General features: G+C 57.7%; 22 protein-coding genes, 1 tRNA gene and 1 pseudogene. 7 read left to right on the forward strand and 17 right to left on the reverse strand.

From position 1 onward, the window contains the following. Positions 1-27 precede the first annotated feature (27 nt). The 13 genes from tnpC to ABOC21_RS23005 all read right to left on the reverse strand — a co-directional run bounded on the left by tnpC (position 28) and on the right by ABOC21_RS23005 (position 14,037). Positions 28-1,641, reverse strand: a complete 1,614-nt coding sequence (gene tnpC / locus ABOC21_RS22945) for an IS66 family transposase (protein WP_426811793.1) — start codon at positions 1,639-1,641, stop codon at positions 28-30. A gap of 20 nt (positions 1,642-1,661) precedes the next feature. After that, positions 1,662-2,009 carry an IS66 family insertion sequence element accessory protein TnpB gene (tnpB, locus tag ABOC21_RS22950; RefSeq protein ID WP_426811792.1) on the reverse strand — a complete coding sequence of 116 codons (348 nt, stop codon included), beginning with the start codon at positions 2,007-2,009 and terminating at the stop codon, positions 1,662-1,664. Beyond that, a complete protein-coding gene (locus ABOC21_RS22955; protein WP_426811791.1) occupies positions 2,009-2,422 on the reverse strand; it encodes a transposase in 414 nt (137 codons plus the stop codon). Before ABOC21_RS22955 ends, tnpB begins: the two co-directional genes overlap by 1 nt. 23 nt (positions 2,423-2,445) lie before the next feature. Continuing rightward, entirely contained in the window at positions 2,446-4,059 is a 1,614-nt protein-coding gene (locus tag ABOC21_RS22960) for a rhodanese-like domain-containing protein (RefSeq protein WP_426813388.1), read from the reverse strand. Positions 4,060-4,069: 10 nt separating this feature from the next. After that, positions 4,070-5,272: an acyl-CoA dehydrogenase family protein gene (locus tag ABOC21_RS22965; protein ID WP_426813389.1), complete on the reverse strand. Its 1,203-nt coding sequence runs from the start codon at positions 5,270-5,272 to the stop codon at positions 4,070-4,072. Next, entirely contained in the window at positions 5,269-6,663 is a 1,395-nt protein-coding gene (locus tag ABOC21_RS22970) for an ABC transporter substrate-binding protein (RefSeq protein WP_426813390.1), read from the reverse strand. Before ABOC21_RS22970 ends, ABOC21_RS22965 begins: the two co-directional genes overlap by 4 nt. A 297-nt stretch (positions 6,664-6,960) precedes the next feature. After that, the gene (locus ABOC21_RS22975; protein ID WP_426813391.1) at positions 6,961-8,169 is read right to left on the reverse strand and encodes an acyl-CoA dehydrogenase family protein; all 1,209 of its coding nucleotides are present in this window, start codon (positions 8,167-8,169) and stop codon (positions 6,961-6,963) included. Further along, on the reverse strand, positions 8,166-9,161 hold the full coding sequence (locus tag ABOC21_RS22980) for an ABC transporter ATP-binding protein (RefSeq protein WP_426813392.1): 996 nt from the start codon (positions 9,159-9,161) through the stop codon (positions 8,166-8,168). Before ABOC21_RS22980 ends, ABOC21_RS22975 begins: the two co-directional genes overlap by 4 nt. Next, positions 9,158-9,946: an ATP-binding cassette domain-containing protein gene (locus tag ABOC21_RS22985; protein WP_375216067.1), complete on the reverse strand. Its 789-nt coding sequence runs from the start codon at positions 9,944-9,946 to the stop codon at positions 9,158-9,160. The genes ABOC21_RS22980 and ABOC21_RS22985 overlap by 4 nt, the downstream gene beginning before the upstream one ends. Then, positions 9,946-10,791: an ABC transporter permease gene (locus ABOC21_RS22990; protein WP_375216068.1), complete on the reverse strand. Its 846-nt coding sequence runs from the start codon at positions 10,789-10,791 to the stop codon at positions 9,946-9,948. The genes ABOC21_RS22985 and ABOC21_RS22990 overlap by 1 nt, the downstream gene beginning before the upstream one ends. Then, a complete protein-coding gene (locus ABOC21_RS22995; protein ID WP_426815566.1) occupies positions 10,788-11,714 on the reverse strand; it encodes an ABC transporter permease in 927 nt (308 codons plus the stop codon). The genes ABOC21_RS22990 and ABOC21_RS22995 overlap by 4 nt, the downstream gene beginning before the upstream one ends. 65 nt (positions 11,715-11,779) lie before the next feature. Next, entirely contained in the window at positions 11,780-12,853 is a 1,074-nt protein-coding gene (locus ABOC21_RS23000; protein WP_426813393.1) for an LLM class flavin-dependent oxidoreductase, read from the reverse strand. Between the two features lie 320 nt (positions 12,854-13,173). Then, positions 13,174-14,037: a LysR substrate-binding domain-containing protein gene (locus ABOC21_RS23005; RefSeq protein WP_426813394.1), complete on the reverse strand. Its 864-nt coding sequence runs from the start codon at positions 14,035-14,037 to the stop codon at positions 13,174-13,176. A gap of 403 nt (positions 14,038-14,440) precedes the next feature. Here ABOC21_RS23005 and ABOC21_RS23010 point away from each other — a divergent pair. After that, positions 14,441-14,842 (forward strand): annotated as a pseudogene (locus tag ABOC21_RS23010) (TonB-dependent receptor plug domain-containing protein); the annotation flags it as partial. A gap of 699 nt (positions 14,843-15,541) precedes the next feature. Here ABOC21_RS23010 and ABOC21_RS23015 read toward each other — a convergent pair. After that, positions 15,542-15,667 carry a hypothetical protein gene (locus ABOC21_RS23015; protein ID WP_426813395.1) on the reverse strand — a complete coding sequence of 42 codons (126 nt, stop codon included), beginning with the start codon at positions 15,665-15,667 and terminating at the stop codon, positions 15,542-15,544. Between the two features lie 102 nt (positions 15,668-15,769). After that, positions 15,770-15,859 (reverse strand) — tRNA-His (locus ABOC21_RS23020). A gap of 408 nt (positions 15,860-16,267) precedes the next feature. On the opposite strand from ABOC21_RS23020, the gene ABOC21_RS23025 reads away from it, so the two are divergent. The 4 genes from ABOC21_RS23025 to ABOC21_RS23040 are packed head-to-tail and all read left to right on the forward strand — an operon-like array spanning position 16,268 to position 19,231. Continuing rightward, entirely contained in the window at positions 16,268-16,528 is a 261-nt protein-coding gene (locus tag ABOC21_RS23025; protein WP_426815600.1) for a hypothetical protein, read from the forward strand. After that, positions 16,528-17,475, forward strand: a complete 948-nt coding sequence (locus ABOC21_RS23030) for an ABC transporter substrate-binding protein (RefSeq protein ID WP_426813396.1) — start codon at positions 16,528-16,530, stop codon at positions 17,473-17,475. Before ABOC21_RS23025 ends, ABOC21_RS23030 begins: the two co-directional genes overlap by 1 nt. Further along, positions 17,472-18,221, forward strand: coding sequence for a class I SAM-dependent methyltransferase (locus ABOC21_RS23035; RefSeq protein WP_426813397.1), 750 nt, complete (start codon positions 17,472-17,474; stop codon positions 18,219-18,221). The genes ABOC21_RS23030 and ABOC21_RS23035 overlap by 4 nt, the downstream gene beginning before the upstream one ends. A 2-nt stretch (positions 18,222-18,223) precedes the next feature. Then, positions 18,224-19,231, forward strand: a complete 1,008-nt coding sequence (locus ABOC21_RS23040; protein WP_426813398.1) for a FecCD family ABC transporter permease — start codon at positions 18,224-18,226, stop codon at positions 19,229-19,231. 93 nt (positions 19,232-19,324) lie between these two features. Here ABOC21_RS23040 and ABOC21_RS23045 read toward each other — a convergent pair whose 3' ends face one another. Continuing rightward, complete coding sequence (locus tag ABOC21_RS23045; RefSeq protein ID WP_426813399.1) at positions 19,325-20,272, reverse strand: AraC family transcriptional regulator; 948 nt, start codon at positions 20,270-20,272, stop codon at positions 19,325-19,327. Between the two features lie 457 nt (positions 20,273-20,729). Between ABOC21_RS23045 and ABOC21_RS23050 the strand changes: the two genes are divergently transcribed. Then, on the forward strand, positions 20,730-21,437 hold the full coding sequence (locus ABOC21_RS23050) for an SDR family NAD(P)-dependent oxidoreductase (RefSeq protein WP_426813400.1): 708 nt from the start codon (positions 20,730-20,732) through the stop codon (positions 21,435-21,437). 156 nt (positions 21,438-21,593) lie between these two features. Next, complete coding sequence (locus ABOC21_RS23055) at positions 21,594-22,052, forward strand: flavin reductase family protein (RefSeq protein ID WP_426813401.1); 459 nt, start codon at positions 21,594-21,596, stop codon at positions 22,050-22,052. A gap of 148 nt (positions 22,053-22,200) precedes the next feature. Here the strand turns inward: ABOC21_RS23055 and ABOC21_RS23060 are convergent, their stop codons facing one another. Then, positions 22,201-23,175: an ATP-binding protein gene (locus tag ABOC21_RS23060; RefSeq protein WP_426813402.1), complete on the reverse strand. Its 975-nt coding sequence runs from the start codon at positions 23,173-23,175 to the stop codon at positions 22,201-22,203.

A 23,175-nucleotide genomic window follows, 5' to 3' on the forward strand; every position in this document is an offset into this window, starting at 1 on the left:
CGCCCCATAATGAACGTGGCGTAAGGATTATTTTACGGAGGATAGGTTCCAGGGCAGCAGCTCATGTACCCGGTTTGAAGGCCAGTCGTTGATCTTGCTTATCACCTCGCACAACCAACCTTCCGGCTCCACACCGTTCAGTTTGCAGGTGCCAAGCAGGCTGTAGATGATGGCTGCTGCCTCACCCCCGTTGTCAGAGCCGAAGAACAGGTAGTTCTTTCTGCCAACCGCCACCGCGCGCAGCGCGTTTTCTCCGATGTTATTGTCGATTTCCACCTGACCGTTACGGCAGTACTCATTCAGGGCGTGCCACTGTTTCAGTATGTACGCGAACGCCTTCGCCGTCTCCGCGTGAACCGACAGCGTCGTCATTTGCGCCTCTATCCACTCGTGCAGCGATGTCATCAGCGGAACCGACCGTGCTTTTCTTATCTGCAGCCGTTTCCCGGCCGGGCTGCCGCGTATTTCCGCCTCGATGGCATACAACGCACCTATACGGTTCAGCGCTTCATTCGTCATTTCTGTCGGGCGTCGAACATGCTCATCGTGGATTTTCCTTCTGGCATGCGCCATGCACGCTGCTTCTCTGATGTGCCCGGACTCATACAGCGTGTCGTAAGCACCGTACGCATCTGCCTGAAGCACGCCTCTGTACCCTGAGAGATGTCGCTGAGGATGTTCCCCCTTACGGTCCGCTGAGTACGAGAACCAGACTGCCGGCGGTTCTGGCACCCCGGCGTTACGGTCATCCCGGACGTAGACCCACAGCCGACCGGTTCGCGTTTTACCACTCCCGGGCTCCAGCACCCTGACCGGCGTGTCATCAGTGTGCACCTTGCCAGCCTGCATAACGTACTGGTTGAGCGCCTCATGCAGCGGACGAAGCCGGTTGCCCATCATCGCGACCCAGCGGACCATCGTGTTACGGCTCAGCGCCAGTCCATGACGGGCGTAGATTTCTGTCTGCCGGTACAGCGGCGTATGCTCCACATATTTTCCGACCAGGATGCGGGCCAGCAGGCTGCTGCCCACACGACTGCCTTCTACCGGCTTTGCCGGGAGCGGGGCCTGCACGATAACGTCGCACCGGCTGCACGCCAGCTTCGGTCGGACCGTTTCGATGATTTTAAAGGCGGTTTTGATGATCTCCAGTTGCTCAGAGAGAGTTTCTCCCATCACCTTCAGCTCTCCACCACATGACAGGCAGACGCTGGTCGCTGGCAGTAAGGTCTGTGTTTCCCGAGGCAGGTCGGCTGGCAGCGGTTTTCGGGCGGTGTGGCGGGTGGGTTTTTCTGGCGTCGTTTGCGACACGACAACACTATCTGCTGGTATATCCGGTACCGGCTCGTTGCCATTCAGGCAGGTTTTTGCCGCCTCCAGTCGGCTTTCCAGCTCTGACAACCGTTTCTCTGCCTGGCGGATTTTGTTTTCCAGCTTATTACGGCTCTTTTCCGAACTCTGACCGAACAGCATTCGCCGTAGTTTATCCAGCTGTGCTTTCAGGCGGTTGATTTCCTGCTCATAACCCGCCACCTGGCCTGCATACTGGCGCAACCGGGTCTGCTGGTCGTTCAGCATCGCCCGCTGTTTACGCAGCATGGCTTTTAACTGGTCGATATCGTCAGGGAGTTCATTTTTCATACACCCGACATTACAACAGGTTACACCCGCAGGCCAGGACGTTGTGATGACTGTGGATGTTTCCAGTTGAGGCCTTCCAGCAGCATAGCCAGTTGCGCCGGGGTCAGATGGATCTTCCCGTCGCTGACAGCGGGCCAGACGAAGTGTCCACGCTCAAGACGTTTGATGAACAGGCACAGACCATCCTCATCGGACCACAGTAGCTTTACCATATCACCACGGCGCCCCCGGAAGATGAACAGGTGGCCGCTGAATGGGTCCTCGTTGAGGACATTCTGCACGCGGGAGGCCAGGCCGTTGAAGCCGTTTCTCATGTCGGTAACGCCCGTCACCAGCCAGATGCGGGAACCCGCAGGAAGGGATATCATCAGCCACCTCTCTTCAGTTCGCGAACCAGAGCCGACAGCATGGCCGGGGTGAGGTTGCCGGACAGCTTCAGGCGTGCACGGCCGATACTGACCTCACAGCATTGCCCGGCATCCGGTGGCAGGCTTTGCGCTGATGCTGCCGGGAGCTCGGGCAGCGCGGGTCGTGAGTATTCGGTGGTCACAACAGGAACGATATCGTCACTGATAATGGCCGGTGCTGGGGGTGTATCAGATGGCTCATCAACCAGATGACGATAGCGCTGACGCCAGGTGAACAGCAGGTTGTCATTAATCCCGTTCTGGCGGGCAAGCCGTGCCACGCAGGCACCGGGTTGCAGTGATCGCTGAACCAGGTCGAGTTTGAACGGCATGGAGTAGGTAGCCCGCTGGCGTGGGACTGTCGGTTGGGTCATTTGTGATAGAGTCCATTTAAAAATTAAGTGGACTCTATCATCACCGGATTAAAGGTACGTCGACAGACGTCGTTGCCGGGGCGCTTACTCACCGGCTTAAATACACTTTTTTCTGATGGATGCAGCCGTTGCCATAATCCCTGCTCCCATGCCAGATATTGCCGTGCGGCGGCTTTGTTACCCTTATGGCGATCGTGAGTAAAAAACAGATAATCGATACGCTCGGCATCCGGCGGGAAGTCCTGTGTCACCGTCACAAACCCGCCCGCAGCCTGCCATGCGGTGACTCCCCCAACCAATAGCCCACGGACCGGATGATCAACGGCAAACCAGGCTGCCTGTTGCGGATCATCACTGACGAGCACCACATCACTGGCATCCACATCAATCACATGCGAGCGTGTCACCCATTCGCTGCCGGGGATGTGGCCTTCACGATAGCTCTGGCTACTGCGAATATCCCATACTCTTAGCGGCCGCTCGCCCAATAGCCCTGCTTGTAACTGGTCAGGACTGATAAGTGGTAACACCGGCGCTACGGGAGTCTCCACAATATGCTGAACATTTTCGCGCAGGCCTGCCGCGATCCCGCCTTGCAGAATAAAGGCCTGATGCCCCATTTGCCGTAACCAGTAGGCGGTAACTGGCGCTCGTACATTTTCTGAATCCAGCAACACAAGACGGGCATTGCGCACGCCAACAAACTGGTCCGTCGCCTGTTGTAACTGACCACCTGGCGCATGTTGAGCACTCGCTAATGTCCCGGCCAGAAACTCTGCTTCAGTGCGCACATCCAGCAGGTAAACCGTATGCTGCTCTACAATCCACGTCTTAACCTCTTCAGGGGAAACCCAGCTTGCGCCTGCGCTTTCCGCCAGTATTCTGGCGCGGTTAACGCGCTCATCGGTAACGTCGGTCTCATCCGCATAATGCCGATTTTGCTGATGTTCAAGTTGATAGTCCGCCAGCATCCACCCTTGCGTGCCATTCTCCAGAGCATATACCGGATTTTTGACGCCTAAATCGATTAGCGATTGTGCGCCAATAATACTGCGGGTACGCCCGGCGCAATTGACCACCACTGGCGTACTGTCATCACGGATGAGATTCCCGATGCGTACGCTCAACTCACCGTTCGGGCAACAAACGCTGCCCGGAATACTCATTCTCTGGTATTCAGCGAAAGGCCGCCCGTCCAGAATCAATAACGGTTTACCGCTATTAATGTGCGAATGTAGTGCATCGGCGGATATCGCCGGGGTGTGCCGGATGGCTTCCACCTGCTCGCCAAAGGTTTTTGAGGGTACATTTACCCCTTCAAACAGGCTGTAGCCTGCCTGTGACCAGGCCAGGGTTCCGCCAGACAACAAATACACCCGCTGATAGCCAATCGCGATTAAACGACGAACTGCCGCAGCTGCCACACTTTTTTTGCCATCGTCATACACCACGATCCGCGCACGGCGGCTGGGAGCCAGCCGGGTAATATCCAGTTCAAGTCGGCTATAAGGCAAAGGTACGGCAAAAAACAAATGCCCTTCGCCATATTCGCCATGTTCACGTACATCAAAAACGGCCAGTTCCTGGCCGTCGCCCAGCCATTGTTCCAGACAGGCGACATTAATTTCTGCGATCATTGTGGATCCTTTAATACAGGTAGCTTACCGGAGGCGGATGATGGTTAACGCGGTAGTTGCCGATGGCGCGATATTTCCAGGCAACGGGATCGTGGGTGGTGTGAGTACGTGCATTACGCCAGTGACGATCAAATCCATACTGGCGTAGCGTCATCGAGGCGCCGCCGACATCAAACATCACCTGGCTGGCAAACAGCGCAGATTCATTGGCGATGGCCTTCGCTTCGGCGGTGATCACTGCGGCATCAATGGCAAGTTGCTCAATCTCCTCTGCCGCTGCGCCGGAAAAACGCGCCCTCGCCGCACATTCAATCTGTTCCGCGGCCAACAAAACCAGCGCTTCTGCACTATGCGTACGCGCCGCGATCTCACCCACCTTATGCAACAGATAGGGATCTTTATTGCCCTGCGGCTGTCCGCTCTCTTTCACCGAGCGTACCTTACTGCGCGCCCAGTTAGCTGCATCGGCAAGCGCCGCCTGAGCAATACCGACCTCAATAGCGCAATGGATAATTTGCGATGCTGACCCTGTATGGTGCCGCTGCTGTTGCCAGAGATGAACGCGCATAATCTCATGCTCTTCGACCCGGATATCATGAAGTTCAGTGCGCCCGCTGAGCGTGCCGCGTTGCCCCATGCCGGACCAGTCATCATGCAGGATCACACCATCACGATCGGCTGGGATCACCACCAGCACGTACTCATTGTTCTCATCCAGTGCCAGCACTTTCAGCAACTGCCCCATCAGCGCACCGGTGCTGTAATGTTTTTCCCCGGACAGGCGGTAAGCCTCTGCGCTGCGGATTAAGCGGGTACGTACCTCTCCGCGGAACTGGCCGCCCAGTTCCGCGGAGGCGCCGCCGACTAATATTCCCTGCGCGAGTTTTGGCAGAAACAGATCGCATTGCGCAGGGGTCGCCATCAGACGGGTACGTTCAACAAACACGAAATGCGGCAGTAGCGCCTGTGCAACGGAGGGATCGCCCTTCGCCAGCGCCGCTACCAGCCGTACGAGATCTGGCACCGTGCCGCCTGCGCCACCGTACTCAACAGGCACGCGCAACGCGCCCAGACGCAGATCGCGAACACGGGCGAACGCGGAAAAATTCGCTTTCCCTAGCCGATCGTACTCTGCCGATTCATCCGCAAGCTGTCGGCCAAGCATCAGCGCGCTGTCCAGCAACTTTTGCGGAGTTAACCCGTGGGCACTCACGATTTTTTCTCCAGCCAGGCATCGGCAAGAGTGGAGTAAAACAGCATCGGCCCTTTACGTAGCCCCTGAAGTTGCTTCGAATAGAAACCGAAGAACTTCAATTCCAGCAGATTGACGGAGGCGACGTCGGACTGCACCAATTCCTGCATCTGCCAGATGTATTGCTTACGCTTCTCCACATCCCCTTCCTGCTGAATGCCTTCGATGATGCGATCCATCTCCGGGTTGTTGTAGCCCGACTCATTGCTGGAGGGAGTACCGGGTTTGATGTTCTGGCTCCAGAAACGGCGGGTGACGCCAATTTGCGGATCGGGATACGCGGAGTACCACTGAGAGAAGGTATCAAAATCATATTCGCCAAACACCCGCCGGATCATCGCCGCCAGTTCAAGGTTAACCAGCTCAATCTCAATACCGACGCGCTTAAGCTGCTGCTGCATATACTCCGCAGCGCGCAGATAAACCTGTCCATAAGAGACTTCAGTAATATGGTTAATACGCAAACGCACGCCGTCCGGCCCACGTTTCAGGCCTGCTTCATCCAGCAGTTGCTCCGCTTTTTCCGGTGAAAATTCATGCTGCGGTAAACCGGGTTTGAAAAACTGCTTCTGGAAGCTCGGCACGCAGCTTTCAGCCACATTAGCCAGTCCGTACCAGACAATTTCTGCCAGCCCTTTTCTGTCGATAGCATGGGCAAACGCCTTACGCACCCGCACATCCTGGAAAGGCTTTCGTCTGAAGTTGAAATCGAAAAAGAAGATCGGCGCTGGAACTTGCCACCCTTCGGTGTCCAGCACCAGATCGGGGTTAGCGGCAAGGCGGGCGACATCGCTTTCCGCCACCGGGTTATTGGCGGCAAACTGAATATCATTACTTTCCAGCGCCACGCTGCGCGCGCCAGCATCCGGCAACATTTTGAAGATAATGCGGTCCAGATAGGGTTTACCGGTATCCCAGTAATCATCATTACGCTCAAGCACAATATGGCTGCCGCGCACCCACTCTTTAAACTTAAACGCCCCGGTGCCAACGGGTTTTACATTCCACGGGTTGGTAAGCGGATTGATGCCCTCATACAGATGCTTTGGCACAATCTGCGTTTCCGTACCAAACAATACGGACCAGAGAACCGGTGCCGGGCCTGTGAGGCGCAGGATCACGGTATGGTCGTCCGGGGTTTCAACTGAAGTCACTTTGGCGAAGTTCGACGCGCCGCGCGGGTGTGTTTTCTTCACCACATTCAGAATTGACCACTCCACATCCGCCGAGGTAAACGGATGACCATCGTGCCACTTCACGCCTTTGCGCAGATGGAAGGTGATCGATTTGCCATCCTCTGACTGTTCCCACGACTCGGCCAGCCTGCGGCTGTGGCTTATAATCTTTGTCATAAGTCACCAGTCCATCAAAGATGCTGGAGGAGACCACCACCGCCGGGCTGGAAATATTGATCCCGGCCACCAGCCCTGCTGGTTCTGGCGTCACGTTGGCGAACAGGGTTCCTCCTTTTACCACGCCTTCGCCGGATGCCTGACTGGCGACCTGCGCCGCAATGGCCGACGGAAGGAAACCGGAAGCAGCCAGCGCCCCGCCACTGATGGCCATCATCTCCAGCAGACGACGACGGCTGATATGCAACGAATCCGAAGATTTCATGCAACCTCCTGAGCTTATTTATTAAGTTAGTGTTAGTAAGAGAAGGTCAGCGGCGGTAATTCACCATTGACGTAAAAATCCCCCAGCGTGCGATATTTATACGCCAGCGGATCGTGTGTGGTATGGGTACGAGCGTTGCGCCAGTGACGGTCGAGGTTGCGCGTACGCACAGTCGCCGAAGCGCCGCCGATGTCGAACAACCACTGGGATACCGCAAGCGAAGCTCGCGTTGATACGGTTTTGGCTTCGGCCACCGCCAGTGACGCCTGAGCCGCCAGTTGTTCACAGACATCAACCGCCTGCCGACTAAAACGAGCCTTTGCCGCCGTTTCCAACTGCGTGGCCGCACTGAGTACCAGCGCCTCTGCCGCCCGGCAGTGTGCCGACATCTCCCCGACGATGTGTAGCAGATAGGGATCTTCATTGCCGCTGCTCACGCCGCTCTCTTTCACCGGCCGCACATGCTGGCGGGCAAAATCGAGCGCATCATCCAGCGCCGCCTGGGCGATACCGGCGTCGATGGCACAATGGACGATCTGTGCCGCCGCCCCGGCATGATGGCGTTGCGTGCGCCACGGCTCCATAACAAGGATTTCCGCAGGTTCGACACGGACATTGTGCAGTTCCGTGGTGCCGCTGGCGCTGCAACGTTGCCCCATCCCGTTCCAGTCATCATGCCGGATAATGCCAGGCCTGTTGGCCGGAACGATGGCGGAAACCATCTGGCCATGCTCATCCAGACAGCGGATCTTCAGCCAGTCGCCAAACAGCGCCCCGGTGCTGTAATGTTTGACGCCGTTTAAACGGAAATAGTCGCCTTCCGTGGTAAGCCGCGTTTGCAGTTCGCCGCGGAACTGCCCGCCGCGCTCAGCCTCTGCGCCGCTAAACAGATAACCTGCCGCTGCCAGTGATAAAAAATTTTTTTTCTGCGCTTCTGTGCCCATCAATAGCAAGCGCTCAACAAACACCACATGTCCGAGAAAGGCCTGCGCCACGCTGGCGTCACCGCGAGCCAGCGCCAGATATTGCTGTACCACATCGCACCAGCTTCCCCCTGCGCCACCTGCTGATATCGGAACTCGCAGCGCTCCGAGACGCAATTGACGCATCTGCGCGAATACGTCAAATGGCATGATGCGCCCGGCATCACGGGCGGCTGCCTGCTGCGCCAGCCGAGTTGAAAGTTCGCGCGTGGCGATAAGCAGAACTTCAGCGTCCGGCGCTGAATGTAAATTCGTCATGATACGGCTCTCCTGATGATTAGCGTCTGCTCTGAAGGGATATACGGATGGTGACAGGCAAGCTGGTGCCCCATGCCATGCTCTGCCAGTGAAGGCGATCGCTTGCGGCAATCTGCCTGTACATAAGCGCACCGTTGCTGAAAGCGACAACCTTCGCTGAGTTCGTAAGGATTGACGGGAGGTTCTTCATCCGGAGGAGCCTGTCGCAACCGCCTCTGGTCCGGGCTGGCGCCGGGAATAGTGCTGAGTAACAACCGGGTATAGGGGTGCGCGGCGTGGCTCCATAGCTGAGCACCGGGAAGGATCTCGACAATATGTCCGGCATACATCACGGCGATACGCGAGGCGATGCTGGCCACAACCGACAAATCATGGCTGATAAACAGAATGGAGACGCCGGTACGCTGCTGCAATGCCTGTAACAGATCGACAATCTGCTTTTGCAGGCTGACATCCAGCGCCGAAACCGGTTCGTCGCAGACGATAAGCTGCGGCTGCGGCGCCAGCGCGCGGGCAATGTTCAGCCGCTGACGTTGCCCGCCGGAAAGCTGATGCGGGAATCTGTCCATCAATGAGCGGTCCAGCCCCACATCGTTGAACAGCTGCGCGGCTTTTTCACGCCGCGCCTGGCGCGACAAACAGCTATGCAGACTGAGCGGCAGTTCAATGGCTTTTCTGGCGCGCTGGCGTGGATCGAGGGCAGAAAGCGGGTCCTGAAATACCATCTGGATCGCCCGACGTAGCGGACGCAATTTCCGCGCCGACAAGGTTGCCAGATTGGTTTCGCGAAAGTGAATATTGCCATTCTGCACCGGCTGTAACCCCACAAGCGCTTTACCCAACGAGGTTTTACCGCAGCCTGACTCGCCAATCAGGGCCAGCACTTCACCCTCGTCAATATGAAAACTGACGTCATCAACGGCGGTAAAGCTGCCGGATGGCGTGGCATAACGCACGGTCAATTGTCGTACATCCAGTAAATGGCTGCTCATAGCTTCCCCTCCGCCAGAGGACGTGCATTCATCAATTGTCGGGTATAGGCATGCTGCGGCTGATGATAGAGCAGCCCGGCGGGCTGAGTTTCCAGGCATTCGCCATTGCGCAGTATCGCCACCCGGTCGGCCAGTTCAGCCACCACGCCCAGGTCATGAGTAATCAGCAAAATGGCGGTGCCAGTTTCCTGTTGTAGAGCGACAAGCAGCCGGATGATTTGAGCCTGAATAGTGACATCCAGCGCCGTGGTTGGCTCATCGGCAATAAGCAACACCGGGTTACCTGCCAACGCCATCGCGATGACCACGCGCTGACGCATGCCGCCGGATAGCTGATGTGGATAACTGGCATAACGCTGTTCGGCTAGCGGAATCCGCACCTTATGCAGCAGCGCCAACGCGCGCGCTTTTGCTTCTTTACGCCCCACCCGATGATGAAGCCGGACCGCTTCCGCGATTTGACTTCCTACCGTCATCAGCGGATTGAGCGCAGAGAGCGCGTCCTGAAAAACCATGCCGATGCGCCCACCGCGTAAATTGCGCAAGCCATCCTCACTGAGATAGCGAAGATCTTGCCCTTCGAAACAGAACCGGTCTGCGGTGATGTTTGCCTCTGCGGGTAATAGCCCAAGCAGCGCATAGCCGGTGGTCGTTTTACCGCTACCCGATTCGCCGACCAGCGCCAGCGTCTCGCCGGTTTCAATCGAAAAACTCAGCCGTTTTACCGCGGGCTGGCTCTGCTCGCGATAAGTAATGGTGAGGTTTTCCACCTCCAGCAGCGCCATTATTGCAATCTCCCTCGTTGTGGATTAATAACGTCGTTGATAGCCCGGCCCAGCAGACTGAGTGAGGCTACGGTAAAGAAGATGGCGGTACCCGGAATGGCGGAGATATAGACGGCGCTGCGCAACACATCTCTTCCCTGGCCGATCATGCTGCCCCAGGAGACAACGTTGGGATCGCCCATTCCGAGAAACGCCAGCGCGGCTTCGGTCAGAATGGCATGACCAACCAGCATCGCCAGCATCGCTACCACCGGAATAAGTACGTTAGGAAGAATGTGCACCAGCAGAATGTGGCTGTTACGCATCCCCATCACCTTGCCCGCCTGCACAAAATCAAGGTTACGCAGACGACGCGCTTCGCCACGGGCGATACGCGCCACGTTAGGCCATGAGGTCGCAGCGATGCCGAGGGTAATCGTCGACAGGGTCGGCCCGAGGATCAACACCAGCACCAGGGTGAACAGCAGTGAAGGCATAATCTGGAACAGTTCGGTAATGCGCATTAACTGGTTATCAACCCAGCCGCCATAAAAACCGGCAAAAGTACCGACCAGTAACCCCATCAGCGCAGTCAGTAACCCTGCGGCAAGCCCGACAGAGAGCGATAGACGCGCTCCCCAGGCAATGCCGCTCCAGATATCGCGACCCAGCGTGTCTGTACCGAGCAGATGCGCCATATTCTGGCCTGGAGCGAGATACGGACGGGCAATCATCGCCGTGGGATCGCCGTTGGTGATCCAGGGGGCCAGCAAAGCAATGGCGATAACCAGCAACAGCCCCAGCGCGCCAAACCATCCGCCCGCGTGGGTTATGCCCGGAGACTTTAGCAAGCTTAGGGGGCTCATAGGCGCCCCCCGCTGCGGCTACGGGGATCGAGCGCGGCATGGATCAACTCGGTCAGCAGGTTCACCACCACCACAAACAGCGAGGTGACAAACAAAATACCCAACAGCAAATTCACGTCGCGCGTCGAAACCGCAGATAGCGCCAGCTGGCCCAGGCCCGGCCAGGCAAATACCGTTTCAATAGTGACGGAGCCGCTTAACATTGCGCCAAATTGCAGGCCGGTTAGCGTCACCACCGGTAATAAGGCGTTGGGAACGATATGACGCCAGATCAGACGAAAACGGCTGCACCCCTTAGCCCGTGCGGTACGAATAAAATCTTGCCGTGCAAAACTGCGCACCGACTCCTGCATCAGGCGGATATAAAGCGCAAGATAGCTGAAAGCGAGACAACCAGCGGGCATAAGCAGATGGCGCGTCACATCCCAGACGTGCTCAAGTCCGGTGAAATCTGAACCCATCGTGCTGGCGCCGCTGGAAGGCAGCCAGCCCAGCTTGACGGTAAACACCACCACGACCATAAGACCAAGCCAGAACACCGGCATGGCAAAACCCAGGGTGGCGATAAGACCAATAACACGTTCAACGGCAGGTTTTCGGGTTACTGCGGCAATCACGCCAAGCAGCGTACCAAGCACAACAGCAATAGCCAGCGACACCCCCATCAGCAGCAAGGTAGATGACAGCCGTTCAAGGATAAGTTGCGACACCGATTCGCTGTAACGAAATGACCAGCCAAGATCAAAACGCAGAACATTTCCCACATAAGAGAAAAACTGCGTCATCAACGGCTGGTCACTGCCAAACTGGCTTCGCAGCTGCGCCATAAACTCCGGCGTCGCCGCCCCCGCTTCCCCGGCGATAACATCCGCCAGATCGCCTGGCACTGTTTTCAGCAGGAAAAAATTCACAATCACTACCATGCACGCCACCGGCAGAGCCTGTAAGACTCGCGCCAGCAACGGATGAATCCGGAAACGTGATGACTTCACAGACGCAACCCCGCCTGTTTCATCAGCGGCAGGACAGCCTCGCCAAAGTAAGCAAGATCCGGCGCATAGTCATAAAACGTCAATTGCACGCCATCGCAGCCCGCCTGATGCAGGCGTATCAGGTACTGGACAATTTGCTCCGGCGAACCGACAAGTTGGATATTCCCGCCGACGATTTTCTGGTCGCGCTGATGGCCGAGAAACGCCTGGCTGTCTCGTTTTTGCGCAGAGGCGAAGAAGTTATCCACCGCGACGGAGTCCTGCGCCGCAACAATAGCGCGATAATAATCCCAGGCCTCCTGTTCCGTCGGGCGGCAGATGATCATCGGATTGATGAGCGTGCGCAACGTACGCCGCTGCAATGCGGCGGCCGCCCTTACGCGCGCGGTGTGTGCAGGTAAAGCCGCCAGCGCCGCTTCAATCTCAGCACCCGCAGGACTGGTGATAAACACCAGATCGGAGTGACGAGCAGCGTAATCTATTCCCGCCTGCGAACCGGTGGCGTTGACCAGCAATGGCCGTCCGTAACGCGGTTTCGCCGTCACCCAGCCCTCTTCGCTGGACCAGAATTCACCATGAAAAGTGACCTGATCATTGTTAACCCAGTAACGTTTGAGCAGATCGACGAACTCCTCCGCCATGCGGTAGCGCGTATCATGTTCGATTTGCGGCGTGCCAAACATGCGCGCATAGCTATCCTGATTGCCAGTGACCATATTCAGCCCCCAGCGGCCGCCGGAGATTAAATCCAGCGATGCGCCAAAACGCGCAAGATGCAAGGGATGCCACGGCCCGTAGAGAATATGCAAGGTGGAGATCAGCAGAATGCGCGAAGTGACCGCGCTCAGCGCCGCCGTGGTCATAAACGGATCGATGCTGTGTTCGCGATAACGGATATCGCCGCCATATCCCCCTTTCGGATTCCACTCGGCGAGGCCGAACACCAGATCGAATCCTAACGCCTCCGCATCAAGAGTGAGTTGCTTGTTGTAATCAAAGCGCCAGTCCGTGGTGCGTGGCAGCTGCGACGGGCTCCAGCCTCCGTTTTGAATCGGTAGAAACAACCCCAATAAAAAAGGCTGCTGGAGCACGGTATATAGTGGACTACCCGCAATATCTGCCGGTGATACGTCATGAACATCTGAAATAAGCGAAGTCATTATCGGCCCGGTTCTGGTGAGGTGATGGGCAGATACTAGAGAGCATTATTTTCAGGCAGAAATGAGAATTTGAGATTTGTTTATGCTTTTTCAGAGAATGGGAAAATGACGACCATAAGGAATGATGTGTAATTCTTTAAATATAAACAAATTACTTAAAATAACCCGGACTTTTCAACATCACAAACCATCAAAAATACTAATGTATTTTATAAGCGATCTAATAGTTATCAGTTGTTCCTGAACCCACTGGCGACTAATTCAAATGCCTGTTTCACCAGCGTCTGGCTGGTGCCGGGGCGAACCCACAAATAAAACTGCGTATCCGGTAAGCGCGGCAAACCATCACTTTCACCAAGGACACGCATATCGCTATCCAGTAACTCAATACTGCGGGCAGTGACGCCGAGCCGGGCCTTAACCGCTGCTTTGATCCCCAGCAGATTGGATGTGGTATATGCCGGTAACCAGCGAACCTGAGCGGCATCCAGCGCCTCGATAGCAACACGACGAAAAATACTGGGATAATCTGCCAGAATAAGCGGCACCTGCGCATGCGGACGATGCTGGTATTGCGCCGAACAGATCCAGACCGTTGGCGAAGTGCGCAGCAGAACGCCTTCCAACTGAGGATCGAAGCGGGTTGAAATGGTCATATCCACTTCTCCACGATGCAGCGCCTCCATCAAAAACGGGCTACGGCCCACATCCAACTCAATATTAAGCGAAGGCGCCCAACGGGCGATCTGGCTGAGTAGCGGCGGCAGTAAGGTGTCGGCAACATCATGGGGGGAACCAATCCTCAACACGCCGGTGAAACGACTGTCTTTTAATGAACGCATGGCATCATCGTTGAGCAATAACAGGTCACGCGCATAGCTGAGCAACTGCTGCCCCTGTTGCGTCAGGCGTTTTGTTCTGCCCTCTTTTTCAAACAGCGTGGTGCCGACTAGCGTCTCAAGACGTTGCATCTGCTGGCTTACCGCTCCCTGCGTTCGGCCTAACCGGATACCGGCTTTGCTAAAGGTGTGCAAATCAGCTACCGCGATGAAGGTACGCAAGAGTTCAATATCAAGATTTTCTGCATCAGGCATATATCGATGGGCCTTTATGGGTGCCAGGAGGGCCATCTTAATATCAAGACCAGCGATGTTTTAAATGCCTATTTAGCAAATAGACGAGCCTGTATCAGATTATCCCGTCGCCATCAGGCTTGCTATGGACTGACCCCCAGTAGACATTTCCTCTGCTCACGACGGGCGCTTTTCAAAGACCCCGGCAATACTCCTGGGTTAACGCCTACGGGGAAAAGATCTTATTACGCCAATGGAAACGTCACAATTCTCCGGCAAACCGATTGTTTCCCGGCGGCTCTGTTGCCGTTGTTAATTAAATCCCCAAAACCCCCTCTTCTCACCCAATCGCATTGACCTACTTTTTTTCTCTCACATTAAATGTGACATTATAACATAACATTTAATAATTTGATGGCGAACGATGAAACTTAAGCCCTCTTTGCTGGCTCTCGCAGTCGCAGTAAACATTGCACCTCTGACTTATGCAGCAGATGAAACCCTGGTGGTCACCGGCAGCGGCGCGTCCGACGATGCCGCCCTGGCCGATTCTGCGCTTCTCTCCTCCGGTTCGGCCTCGCGCCTCGGTCTGAGCGATAAACAGACGCCGCGCCATACGGAAACCCTCAGCGCCAGAACCATCAAAGCGCAGGGGAAACGGACCCTCACCGAAGTCGTCGAGAGCGCGCCGGGGATGTCCGGCACCAGCTCGCCAACGCTCGCAAACAGCGTTTCGCTGCGCGGCTTCTCCGGCGTCTCCTGGCTGCTAAACGGCGTAGCGGTACCCGGCAGCACGATTCAAATTGCCGATCCGGTGCATTACGAAAACGTCGATATCCTCTACGGCACCGGCTCGGTTTTGAACGGACTGAGCTCCGCCGGCGGCAGCGTCAACCTCACCTCGCGTAAAGCCACCTTTGGCCGCCAGCCGGTGGAGGCCGACTATAGCTGGTCAAGCTATAACAGCCATCGCGCCCATATCGGCGCGGGAGGAACGCTGGTTGAGGGAATGGCCGCCGGCCGCGTGGACGTCAGCGCCGCCAGTACCGGCACCCAGGTTGAGAAAGAGCGAAACCGTCCGGAACGCGTCAGCGCGCAGCTCCTGCTGACGCCGACCGCGAACACCCAGATAACCTTTGATATCGACCGTAGCTTAACGGATATGCGTAATCCCTACTTCGGCACGCCGGTTATCAATGGCAAAGTCGATCGCGATTTACGTCATGTGAACTACAACAACCTTCAGGATGCGCATATCCGCAGCCAGGCGACCTCATTCCAGTCAACCCAGTCCTGGTTCGCCACGCCTGATTTGACCTTTGAAAACCAGTTCTACTATTACAAAGGCTTCCGCGAATGGCAGAACGTTGAGCGCTACTATCAGGCGCAGAAGGCGGGCTACGTAACCCGCGATTCTTATGGCGATATTGCGCACGATGACAAGCTGACGGGCAACCGGACCATGGTCACCTGGGATCGCCCGATTGCGTCATTCGCCAACCGCGTGACCGCCGGCGTCGATTTTTCAAAACGTGAATTCCAGTACTACTCCAACGGCTTCCCCGGCGGGGAAGATGTTCTGCTGACCGACCCGGCCGCCAATGATTTCCGCGCCGGCGCCGGCGGCAAGATGCGCTCGCCCATCCGCCATATCACCCAGAATCAGTATGCCCTGCTGCTGGAAGACAACCTGAATATCACCGATGCCGTCGCCCTGTTAAGCCAGGCGCGCTACACCAATCTGGACACGCACTGGCACTATCAGCAGGATAATCAAACCCGCGATCGGAACTATAGCTTCATAAGCTTTGGCCTGGGGCCGAGCTGGGCCATTAACGATAGCTGGACGCTGTATGCCAACTATTCCACGGGCAAAGAGCCCGGCAGCGATATCTTCTTTATCAGCCCCGAACAGACGTCGCTGCCGCTTACCGCCGTTCGCCAATATGAAGCGGGCATAAAAGGAACGTTCGAGCGCGGCGCAATCAAGCTCGCCGTTTACGATCTGCAGAAAAAGAATCTTTACCAGCAGTCGGCAACCCAGACGGAAGTCTGGAACGCGGTTGGCAAGCAGACCTCTCGCGGCATCGAATTAAGCGGGTCGCTTAAGCCGCTGGATAGCGTCACCCTGACAGGTAATGCCGCCTATACCCACGCGCGCTTTGACGATTTCAAACAGGGTGCGCAGGACCTTTCCGGCAACCGGCCGCGCTACGTTCCAGAGTGGACCGCGAACCTTGCCGGGCGCTATATGCCGACTAATAAACTAGGTCTCGGCGCACAGCTCCACTACGTGGGCAGCAGCTATAACGATGACGCCAACACCAACAAAATGGGGGATTACACCACTCTCGACCTGAACGCCGATTATGCCGTGCTGAAGGACGTTATCGTGGGCACCCGCGTGCGTAACCTGACGGATCGTTTCTATACCTGGCAGCGAACCTATGCCGGGCAGGAGATGATTGCGCCAGGCCGCACTTATGAAGCCTATATCAACATGCGCTTCTGATGAGACGCCTGGCCTACCTCGCTCTGCTGGCAGCCTCTGCCAGCTTTGCTCATCCCGTGACCTTGCAAAACTGCGGGCGCTCCTGGACGTTTGCGCATGTCCCACAGCGGACCATTGTCTATATGCCTACCGCGGTGGAAAACATGCTCGCGCTGCGCCTGGGGGATGCCATTATCAGCGCCGTCGGCTACCGGCCGGATGAAGATAGCGCGCCGTCTCCCTGGTACCAACCGCTAGCGGCGCGTCTCGATGATGCCCCCTGGTCGGCGGAAGCCCTGCTGGCCTTGCGGCCAGATTTTATCTATTCCGGCAGCTACTACTGGTTTAACAGCCCGGAAACCGCCGGTCGGGAAAGGATGGCCGAATGGGGCATCGCCAGCTGGCTGATTGCAGGGATGTGCAATGGCCTGCAAAGCGCTTCCCCTGCGTCCGCCACCTTCGCCAGCATCTATGCCGAGCTGCGCAATATTGCGCGTATTTATGCCGTAGAACCGCGCGCCGAGGCGCTGATCGCCGATCTGAAGCAGCGGGTCGCCGCCGACAGCCGCATAAAGCTGCCGCCGAGAACGCTGATGTGGTGGTATTCCGGGACCGCGACCCCTTATGTGGCGGGCGGTCATGGCGCGGCGGAGCTGCTAACCCAAACCATCGGCAGCAAAAATATCTTTTCCGATAGCAAGGAACTGTGGCCCGCCATGAGCTGGGAGGTGATCGCCGAACGAGATCCCGACTACCTGATTCTGGGCGATCTGCGCCGGGGCGGCGCCGGCGACAGCGCCCGCAGCAAAATCGATTTTCTGGAACATTACCCGCTCACCGCCGGCATGAAGGCGGTGAAAGCAAAGCGTTACATCATTTTACCCGGCTACGACATGGACGCTTCCGCGCGTTCGGTGCTGGCCCTTCACCGACTTGTCATGCAAATACACGCTAAGGAACAACCATGACTTTTCCCGCCCGCGAATTACTCAAGAACTGGGATCAACAACAAAGCGCCTACATCGCCCACCGCGAAGCGCGCTATAGCGCCGCGCTGGAAGTGCTGGCGATGAGCTATGGCGAAGCCTTCCACGCGGTGGATCTGGCCTGCGGCCCGGGCTCGTTTAGCCTGCGTATTCTGCAACGTTTTCCGGCGGCAACCGTCACGGCCATTGACCTCGATCCGCTGCTGTTGACGCTGGCCAAAGAAGCGTTATCTGAATACCAGGAGCGCATTCAGTTCCTCAGCGGCGATATCGCCGCGGCGGATTGCTTCGCCGCTATTGCCGACAGGCCCCAGGCGGTGGTTTCCAGCACCGCCATCCACTGGCTGCTGCCGGAGCAGCAGGTGGCGCTGTATCGCAACGTTTTTAACCTGCTGGATGACGGCGGGATGTTCATCAACGCCGACCACCAACGCTTTGACCAGCGTAGCCCGCGTCAGACGCTGCTTGCCCGGACTCATGACGACAGCACCCAGGAAAAGGCCTGGGCCGCCGGCGTGCAGGACTGGGACGGCTGGTTTGCCGCGGCCAGTCGTTATCCCGAGCTGGCCGCGCAACTCGATGCGCGCGCCGCCGTCTTTACCGACCGCCCGACGCCGCTGGCCACCACGGTAGAATTCCAGCTCGCCGCCCTGCGCCAGGCCGGTTTTACCGAAACCGGCACGCTGTGGCAATTCCTCGATGACTATATCGTCGCCGGCTGGAAATAATCATGCTGCGTTCCCCCGCCTTGCGCCTCGCCATGCTGCTTCCGGCGCTGCTGCTGGCCCTGGGCATGGCCATTATGTACGGCCCGGTGACCTTCTCCATGCAGGAGGTGGCGCACGCCGTGCTGGCAGGCTACTGGCATAGCGATACGGCGGGAACGCTTCATCAGCGGATCGTCTGGTCCCTGCGCATGCCGCGCTCCCTGCTGGCGGCCCTCGCCGGTAGCGCGCTGGCGCTGGCCGGGACGGTTCTCCAGTCGCTGACCCGCAATCCCCTTGCCGACCCCTGGGTGCTGGGCATTTCATCCGGCGCGGGCCTCGGGGCGGTGCTGGTCATTGCGCTCGGCCTCAGCGTGGGGTGGGCCTCGGTCCCTGCCGGCGCGTTCGGCGGCGCCATGCTGGCTTTTGCGCTGGTGCTGCTGATGGCGCGTAAATCGCTATCCGGCCAGTCCAGCCGCTTTGTGCTGACCGGCGTCGCCGTGACGCAGCTGCTCTCCGCGGCCACATCGTTGATTACGCTATGGAAAACGGATGCCGACACCACGCGAGGCGTGATGTTCTGGCTGCTGGGGAGCTTCGCTCAGGCATCCTGGCTACAGGTAGCGCTCTGCGCGGCGGCGCTGCTGCCGATATTTCTGATCTGCTGGTGGCGGGCAATAGAGCTGGATGTCCTGACGTTCGGCGGCACGACGGCGGCGTCGCTCGGCGTGGAGGTCGGCACGATCAAGCTGGCTCTGTACTGCCTGCTGACCCTGTTAACGGCGGTGGTTGTCGCCTGCTGCGGGGCTATCGGTTTTATTGGGCTCACCGTACCGCATATCGCCCGCATGCTCATTGGCCACCGCCATCGCGCGCTGCTGCCGGCATCCATGCTGTGCGGCGCTATCTTTACCGTGCTGGCCGATACCCTCGCCCGCACGCTGTTTACGCCGCGCGAGCTCCCCGTCGGCATCCTGACGGCGATGCTCGGGGTGCCGCTATTTCTGTTCCTTATCTCGCGAACTTCACGGTAAAAACGGCCCCCGGCGCAGAAGTAAAATCATCCATTCGATAACCTGAGTGCCCCTCGTCTGCTAAGCGGCAGCAAAGACATACAGGCTTGCGGACTAATGCGTCGACGTGGCCGCTTCAAGCTGAGCGGGCTCCATCAAGGCAAATGCTGAGCGCATTTTACGCGCCTCTTCTCCCGGGCTACGGCCAAATAGCCGTTTGAATTCACGATTAAACTGCGATGCGCTTTCATAGCCAACCCGGGCCGCGGCCCCCGCGGCGGTAACGTTGTCGCGGATCATCATCAATCGCGCCTGGTGCAGCCGCACCGATTTGATGTACTGAATGGGCGAAGTGGCCGTCACGGTCTTAAAGTGCACGTGGAAAGCCGGCACGCTCAGGCCCGCCTCGCGCGCCAGTAAAGCCACGTCGAGGGGCTGGGCGTAGTCGCTGTGAATACGCCGTAGCGTACGCGCGATGCGACCAAAGTTGCCATGACAGGCCAGCGCGGCGCGGATCGCCCCTCCCTGTTCGCCCAGCAGAACGCGAAAGCTCAGCTCCCGCACGATGCCCGGCCCCAGAACCCGGGCTTCAAGCGGCGAGCGCAGAGCCCGCAGCAGGCGCACGGTCGTATCTGCCAGCGTGTCGTCCAGCCGCGTCGAGACAATGCCGACAGGCGTGCCGTACGCCGCGCAGGGGTGCTGATCTACCGCGATGACAAGGTCCGCGACGGCGGTCATGTCCAGACGAACGGTGACGGCCAGCAACGGCTCTTCCGGGCTGGCATCGGTCTCGCTTGAAAACGGCAGAGGTACCGACAGCACCAGATAGTGCAGAGGATCGTAGCGGTAGACCCGATCGGCCAGATAGCCGCGCTTGTGTCCCTGGCAGACAATGACGATGCTCGGTTCATAGAGCACGGGCGTGCGGGGCAACGCCTCATCGGCGCGGATCAGGCGCACGCCATCCAGCAGGGTACGGGTATGCCCTTCGTACGGGGCAAGCTGCCGAATCAGCGCCACCATTTCGGACTGTAGGGATACGCAGGGTCGTCTTTCTGACATGGAGTAGACCTATTCAACTGACTTTCCGCGAGTATTGTTGCCCTTTGAATACGTAAAGATCAATGCGCCGAATAGGATTAGGCAAGGACGCAAGAGGCTTAGACCTGATGCGCACAGGCCCCCCTCATTATGATACCAGCGTGTTCAATATCCCACGGCGATCCCTTTGACGGTCGAAGACGGGCAAGGACGGTGCCAAACCTGCCGTATCCGCAACCGTCAGGATAGTCGTACTTACCGGTATCAGTAGCGGTACTACGCCGTTCAGCCATGCCACGCATTTTTCAGCATCAGGAGTTGTCATCTATGCAACAACAAACATACCCGGCAAAAGTTTGGTTCATCACCGGTGCCGCACGCGGCATCGGTCTGTCGCTGGCCCGTCAGGCGCTGGCCCAAGGCGATGCGGTAGCCGCGACGTCTCGCACGCTGGCCAGCCTGCGCCAGGCATTCGGCGATGACGGCGCTCAGTCTGCTGGGGCTGGAGGTGGATTTGGTGAACGAAGCAAGCGTTCAAACGGCGATCGACAAGACCATCGCGGTCTTCGGCCGCATCGACTACGTCGTCAATAACGCCGGCTACGGCCAGCAGGGCACGATCGAAGCCTTGACAGACGCCGAGCTGCGGCGCAATTTCGAGGTCAACGTATTCGCCCCCCTGCACGTTCTGCGCCATGCCCTGCCGCACATGCGCGAGCAGCGTAGCGGCCACATTTTCAACGTGGCGTCCATAGTAGGATTTCAGGGAGGCTATGCCGGCTGGGGCAGCTACGTTGCCAGCAAGTTCGCGCTGGCCGGCCTGAGCGAAACCCTGGCTGCCGAACTGGCAGAGCTGGGCATTAAGGCCACGGTGGTCTATCCGGGTCCCGTACGCACCGGATTTTTGTCCAGGAATACGCTGGTCGTGGCTCAGCGCTCAATCGCTGAATACGCCGAGGCCCAGGCCTCGCTCGATCTGCATCTCAACGGGCTGGACGGGAAGCAGGCGGGCGATCCCGATAAGGTCGCCGCCCTGATCCTACAGGCTGCCAGCGCCGCCGAGCCGCCGGTGCACCTGTTCGCTGGGCAGATCGCCATCGCCCTGGCGGAGCAGAAAATGCAGGCGGTTCATCGGGACCTGGAGGTGTGGCGAAACGCGTCCGACGCCACGGATTTTACCGAGTAATAACCCGCGCTTCGGGGGAGCCACTGCCCCCGAGCCTGCCGCTCTGGAGGAGATATCATGCCTGACAGCCTGCCCGCGGAAAAAGCGTACCGCATTCTTGAATCCGGACCCATTATCCTGGTGTCCACCCGATCGGCCGAAGGTCGAGCGAATCTCATGACGGTGGGTTTTCACATGATGATGCAGCACGAGCCGCCCCTTGTCGGCGTGGTTATTGGCCCCTGGGACTACAGCCACCGGGCGCTGTCCGATACGGGCGAGTGCGTGCTGGCCGTGCCAACGGCGGACCTCGCAGAGATAACGGTCGACATCGGCAATTGTTCGGGAGAAACGCTCGACAAATTTGCGCATTTCGGCCTGACGCCCGCCAGCGCGCAAACGGTCAATGCGCCGCTGGTACGCGAATGCTGGGCAAACCTGGAGTGCCGGGTCGTCGACGATAGCTGGGCGCAGCGCTACAACCTGTGGGTGCTGGAAGTCAGCCGGATATGGCTTGACGCCGCGCGCCAGGACGTGCGCCTAATCCACCATCAGGGCGATGGCCGCTTCAGCGTGGATGGCGAGACCATCGACCTCGGTGAAAAGATGGTGAAATGGCGCTACCTGATGGATTGAAGCCATCACGTTAGATAATAGCGGGAAAGAGGCCCGGAATAGGGACCACTCCCGGCTCGCTCCGCGGATACCCGATATATAAGCCCTGCCGATCGTTGATACGTCATACGGCAATAGAACAAATACGCAGGATGCCCGCAGGCCGCCGCTAGCTGTCCCGCAACGTCATGCGAAAACTGACGCCCCCCAGCCTGCTGGGCTCACAGAAGACCTGCCCACCATGAGCCAGGGCGATGGCTCGCACCACCGACAGACCTAGCCCGGACGCGCCAGCGGGCGAAGAAGAGCCGTTATCCGCACGATAAAAAGCGTCGAAGATTCTTTCCCGCTGTGCGGATGCGATCCCCGGCCCTTCATCCTCCACCACAATTTCAATATTACCGTCCTGTCGACGGCAGGAGACCGCCACTTTGCCCTGGGCCGAGTAATCCAGCGCGTTATGCAGCAGCGCCAAAATGCTCTGCTTAATGCGGAAAACATCGATATAGCATGTCATATCGTCAAGCTGCTGCACCAGCTCCTTCCCTTTCCCGGCAAACTGCGGCTGCAGCGTGAGCAGGAGATCGTACATTTCACTTTTCAGATCAACAAATTCGCGGAACAGACGCAGCTGACCGGTATCAGCAAGGCTGATAAGACGCAAATCCTCAATCATGTGTATCAGGCTGTCGGTGTGCTTAATCAGCCCGGCGAGATTGCTGCTATCAAGCTGGATGACGCCGTCATGAATACCCTGCAAATTAGAACGGAGCACCGTGACCGGCGTACGTAGCTCATGGGCAATGGCGGCGTTCCACTCTTTCATATCCAGCGACATCCGCTCGAGCTTTTCCGCCATATGATTGAAATCGCTGACCAGATGATCCATTTCAGTAATGTGATATTTTCCCGTGCTGGCACGAGCCGACAGCTTACCCTCGGCGATTTGGCGAGCGCTATCAACAATCGAGGAGATAGGCGTGATCATGCCGCTGATAAAGCGCAGCGACAGGCCGATGGCGATGGCAATGGCGATAAAGATGGCAATCAAAGCGTTGAAATAATCGCTGGTTGTGGTTGTTTCAAACGCCGTGCCGTTGACAATCCATGAATAGAGGTAGCAGACCAGAAATGAAATGATCAT

The organism is Klebsiella sp. WOUb02, from assembly GCF_050058015.1.
GTDB lineage: Bacteria > Pseudomonadota > Gammaproteobacteria > Enterobacterales > Enterobacteriaceae > Klebsiella.

Excerpts from the sequence above, each read along its gene's own strand:
- ABOC21_RS23015 (WP_426813395.1), bottom strand. The coding sequence starts at position 15,667 with ATGGCGGATGGGCGAGCGCATCTTGCCGCCGGCGCCGGCGCGGAAATC.
- ABOC21_RS22985 (WP_375216067.1), bottom strand. The coding sequence starts at position 9,946 with ATGGCGCTGCTGGAGGTGGAAAACCTCACCATTACTTATCGCGAGCAG.
- ABOC21_RS23025 (WP_426815600.1), top strand. The coding sequence starts at position 16,268 with ATGCCGACTAATAAACTAGGTCTCGGCGCACAGCTCCACTACGTGGGC.
- ABOC21_RS23035 (WP_426813397.1), top strand. The coding sequence starts at position 17,472 with ATGACTTTTCCCGCCCGCGAATTACTCAAGAACTGGGATCAACAACAA.
- ABOC21_RS22955 (WP_426811791.1), bottom strand. The coding sequence starts at position 2,422 with ATGACCCAACCGACAGTCCCACGCCAGCGGGCTACCTACTCCATGCCG.
- ABOC21_RS22975 (WP_426813391.1), bottom strand. The coding sequence starts at position 8,169 with ATGACGAATTTACATTCAGCGCCGGACGCTGAAGTTCTGCTTATCGCC.
- ABOC21_RS23030 (WP_426813396.1), top strand. The coding sequence starts at position 16,528 with ATGAGACGCCTGGCCTACCTCGCTCTGCTGGCAGCCTCTGCCAGCTTT.
- ABOC21_RS23045 (WP_426813399.1), bottom strand. The coding sequence starts at position 20,272 with ATGTCAGAAAGACGACCCTGCGTATCCCTACAGTCCGAAATGGTGGCG.
- ABOC21_RS23005 (WP_426813394.1), bottom strand. The coding sequence starts at position 14,037 with ATGCCTGATGCAGAAAATCTTGATATTGAACTCTTGCGTACCTTCATC.
- tnpB (WP_426811792.1), bottom strand. The coding sequence starts at position 2,009 with ATGATATCCCTTCCTGCGGGTTCCCGCATCTGGCTGGTGACGGGCGTT.
- ABOC21_RS23050 (WP_426813400.1), top strand. The coding sequence starts at position 20,730 with ATGACGGCGCTCAGTCTGCTGGGGCTGGAGGTGGATTTGGTGAACGAA.
- tnpC (WP_426811793.1), bottom strand. The coding sequence starts at position 1,641 with ATGAAAAATGAACTCCCTGACGATATCGACCAGTTAAAAGCCATGCTG.
- ABOC21_RS22980 (WP_426813392.1), bottom strand. The coding sequence starts at position 9,161 with ATGAGCAGCCATTTACTGGATGTACGACAATTGACCGTGCGTTATGCC.
- ABOC21_RS23040 (WP_426813398.1), top strand. The coding sequence starts at position 18,224 with ATGCTGCGTTCCCCCGCCTTGCGCCTCGCCATGCTGCTTCCGGCGCTG.
- ABOC21_RS23055 (WP_426813401.1), top strand. The coding sequence starts at position 21,594 with ATGACGGTGGGTTTTCACATGATGATGCAGCACGAGCCGCCCCTTGTC.
- ABOC21_RS22995 (WP_426815566.1), bottom strand. The coding sequence starts at position 11,714 with ATGGTAGTGATTGTGAATTTTTTCCTGCTGAAAACAGTGCCAGGCGAT.
- ABOC21_RS22960 (WP_426813388.1), bottom strand. The coding sequence starts at position 4,059 with ATGATCGCAGAAATTAATGTCGCCTGTCTGGAACAATGGCTGGGCGAC.
- ABOC21_RS22990 (WP_375216068.1), bottom strand. The coding sequence starts at position 10,791 with ATGAGCCCCCTAAGCTTGCTAAAGTCTCCGGGCATAACCCACGCGGGC.
- ABOC21_RS23060 (WP_426813402.1), bottom strand. The coding sequence starts at position 23,175 with ATGATCATTTCATTTCTGGTCTGCTACCTCTATTCATGGATTGTCAAC.
- ABOC21_RS22970 (WP_426813390.1), bottom strand. The coding sequence starts at position 6,663 with ATGACAAAGATTATAAGCCACAGCCGCAGGCTGGCCGAGTCGTGGGAA.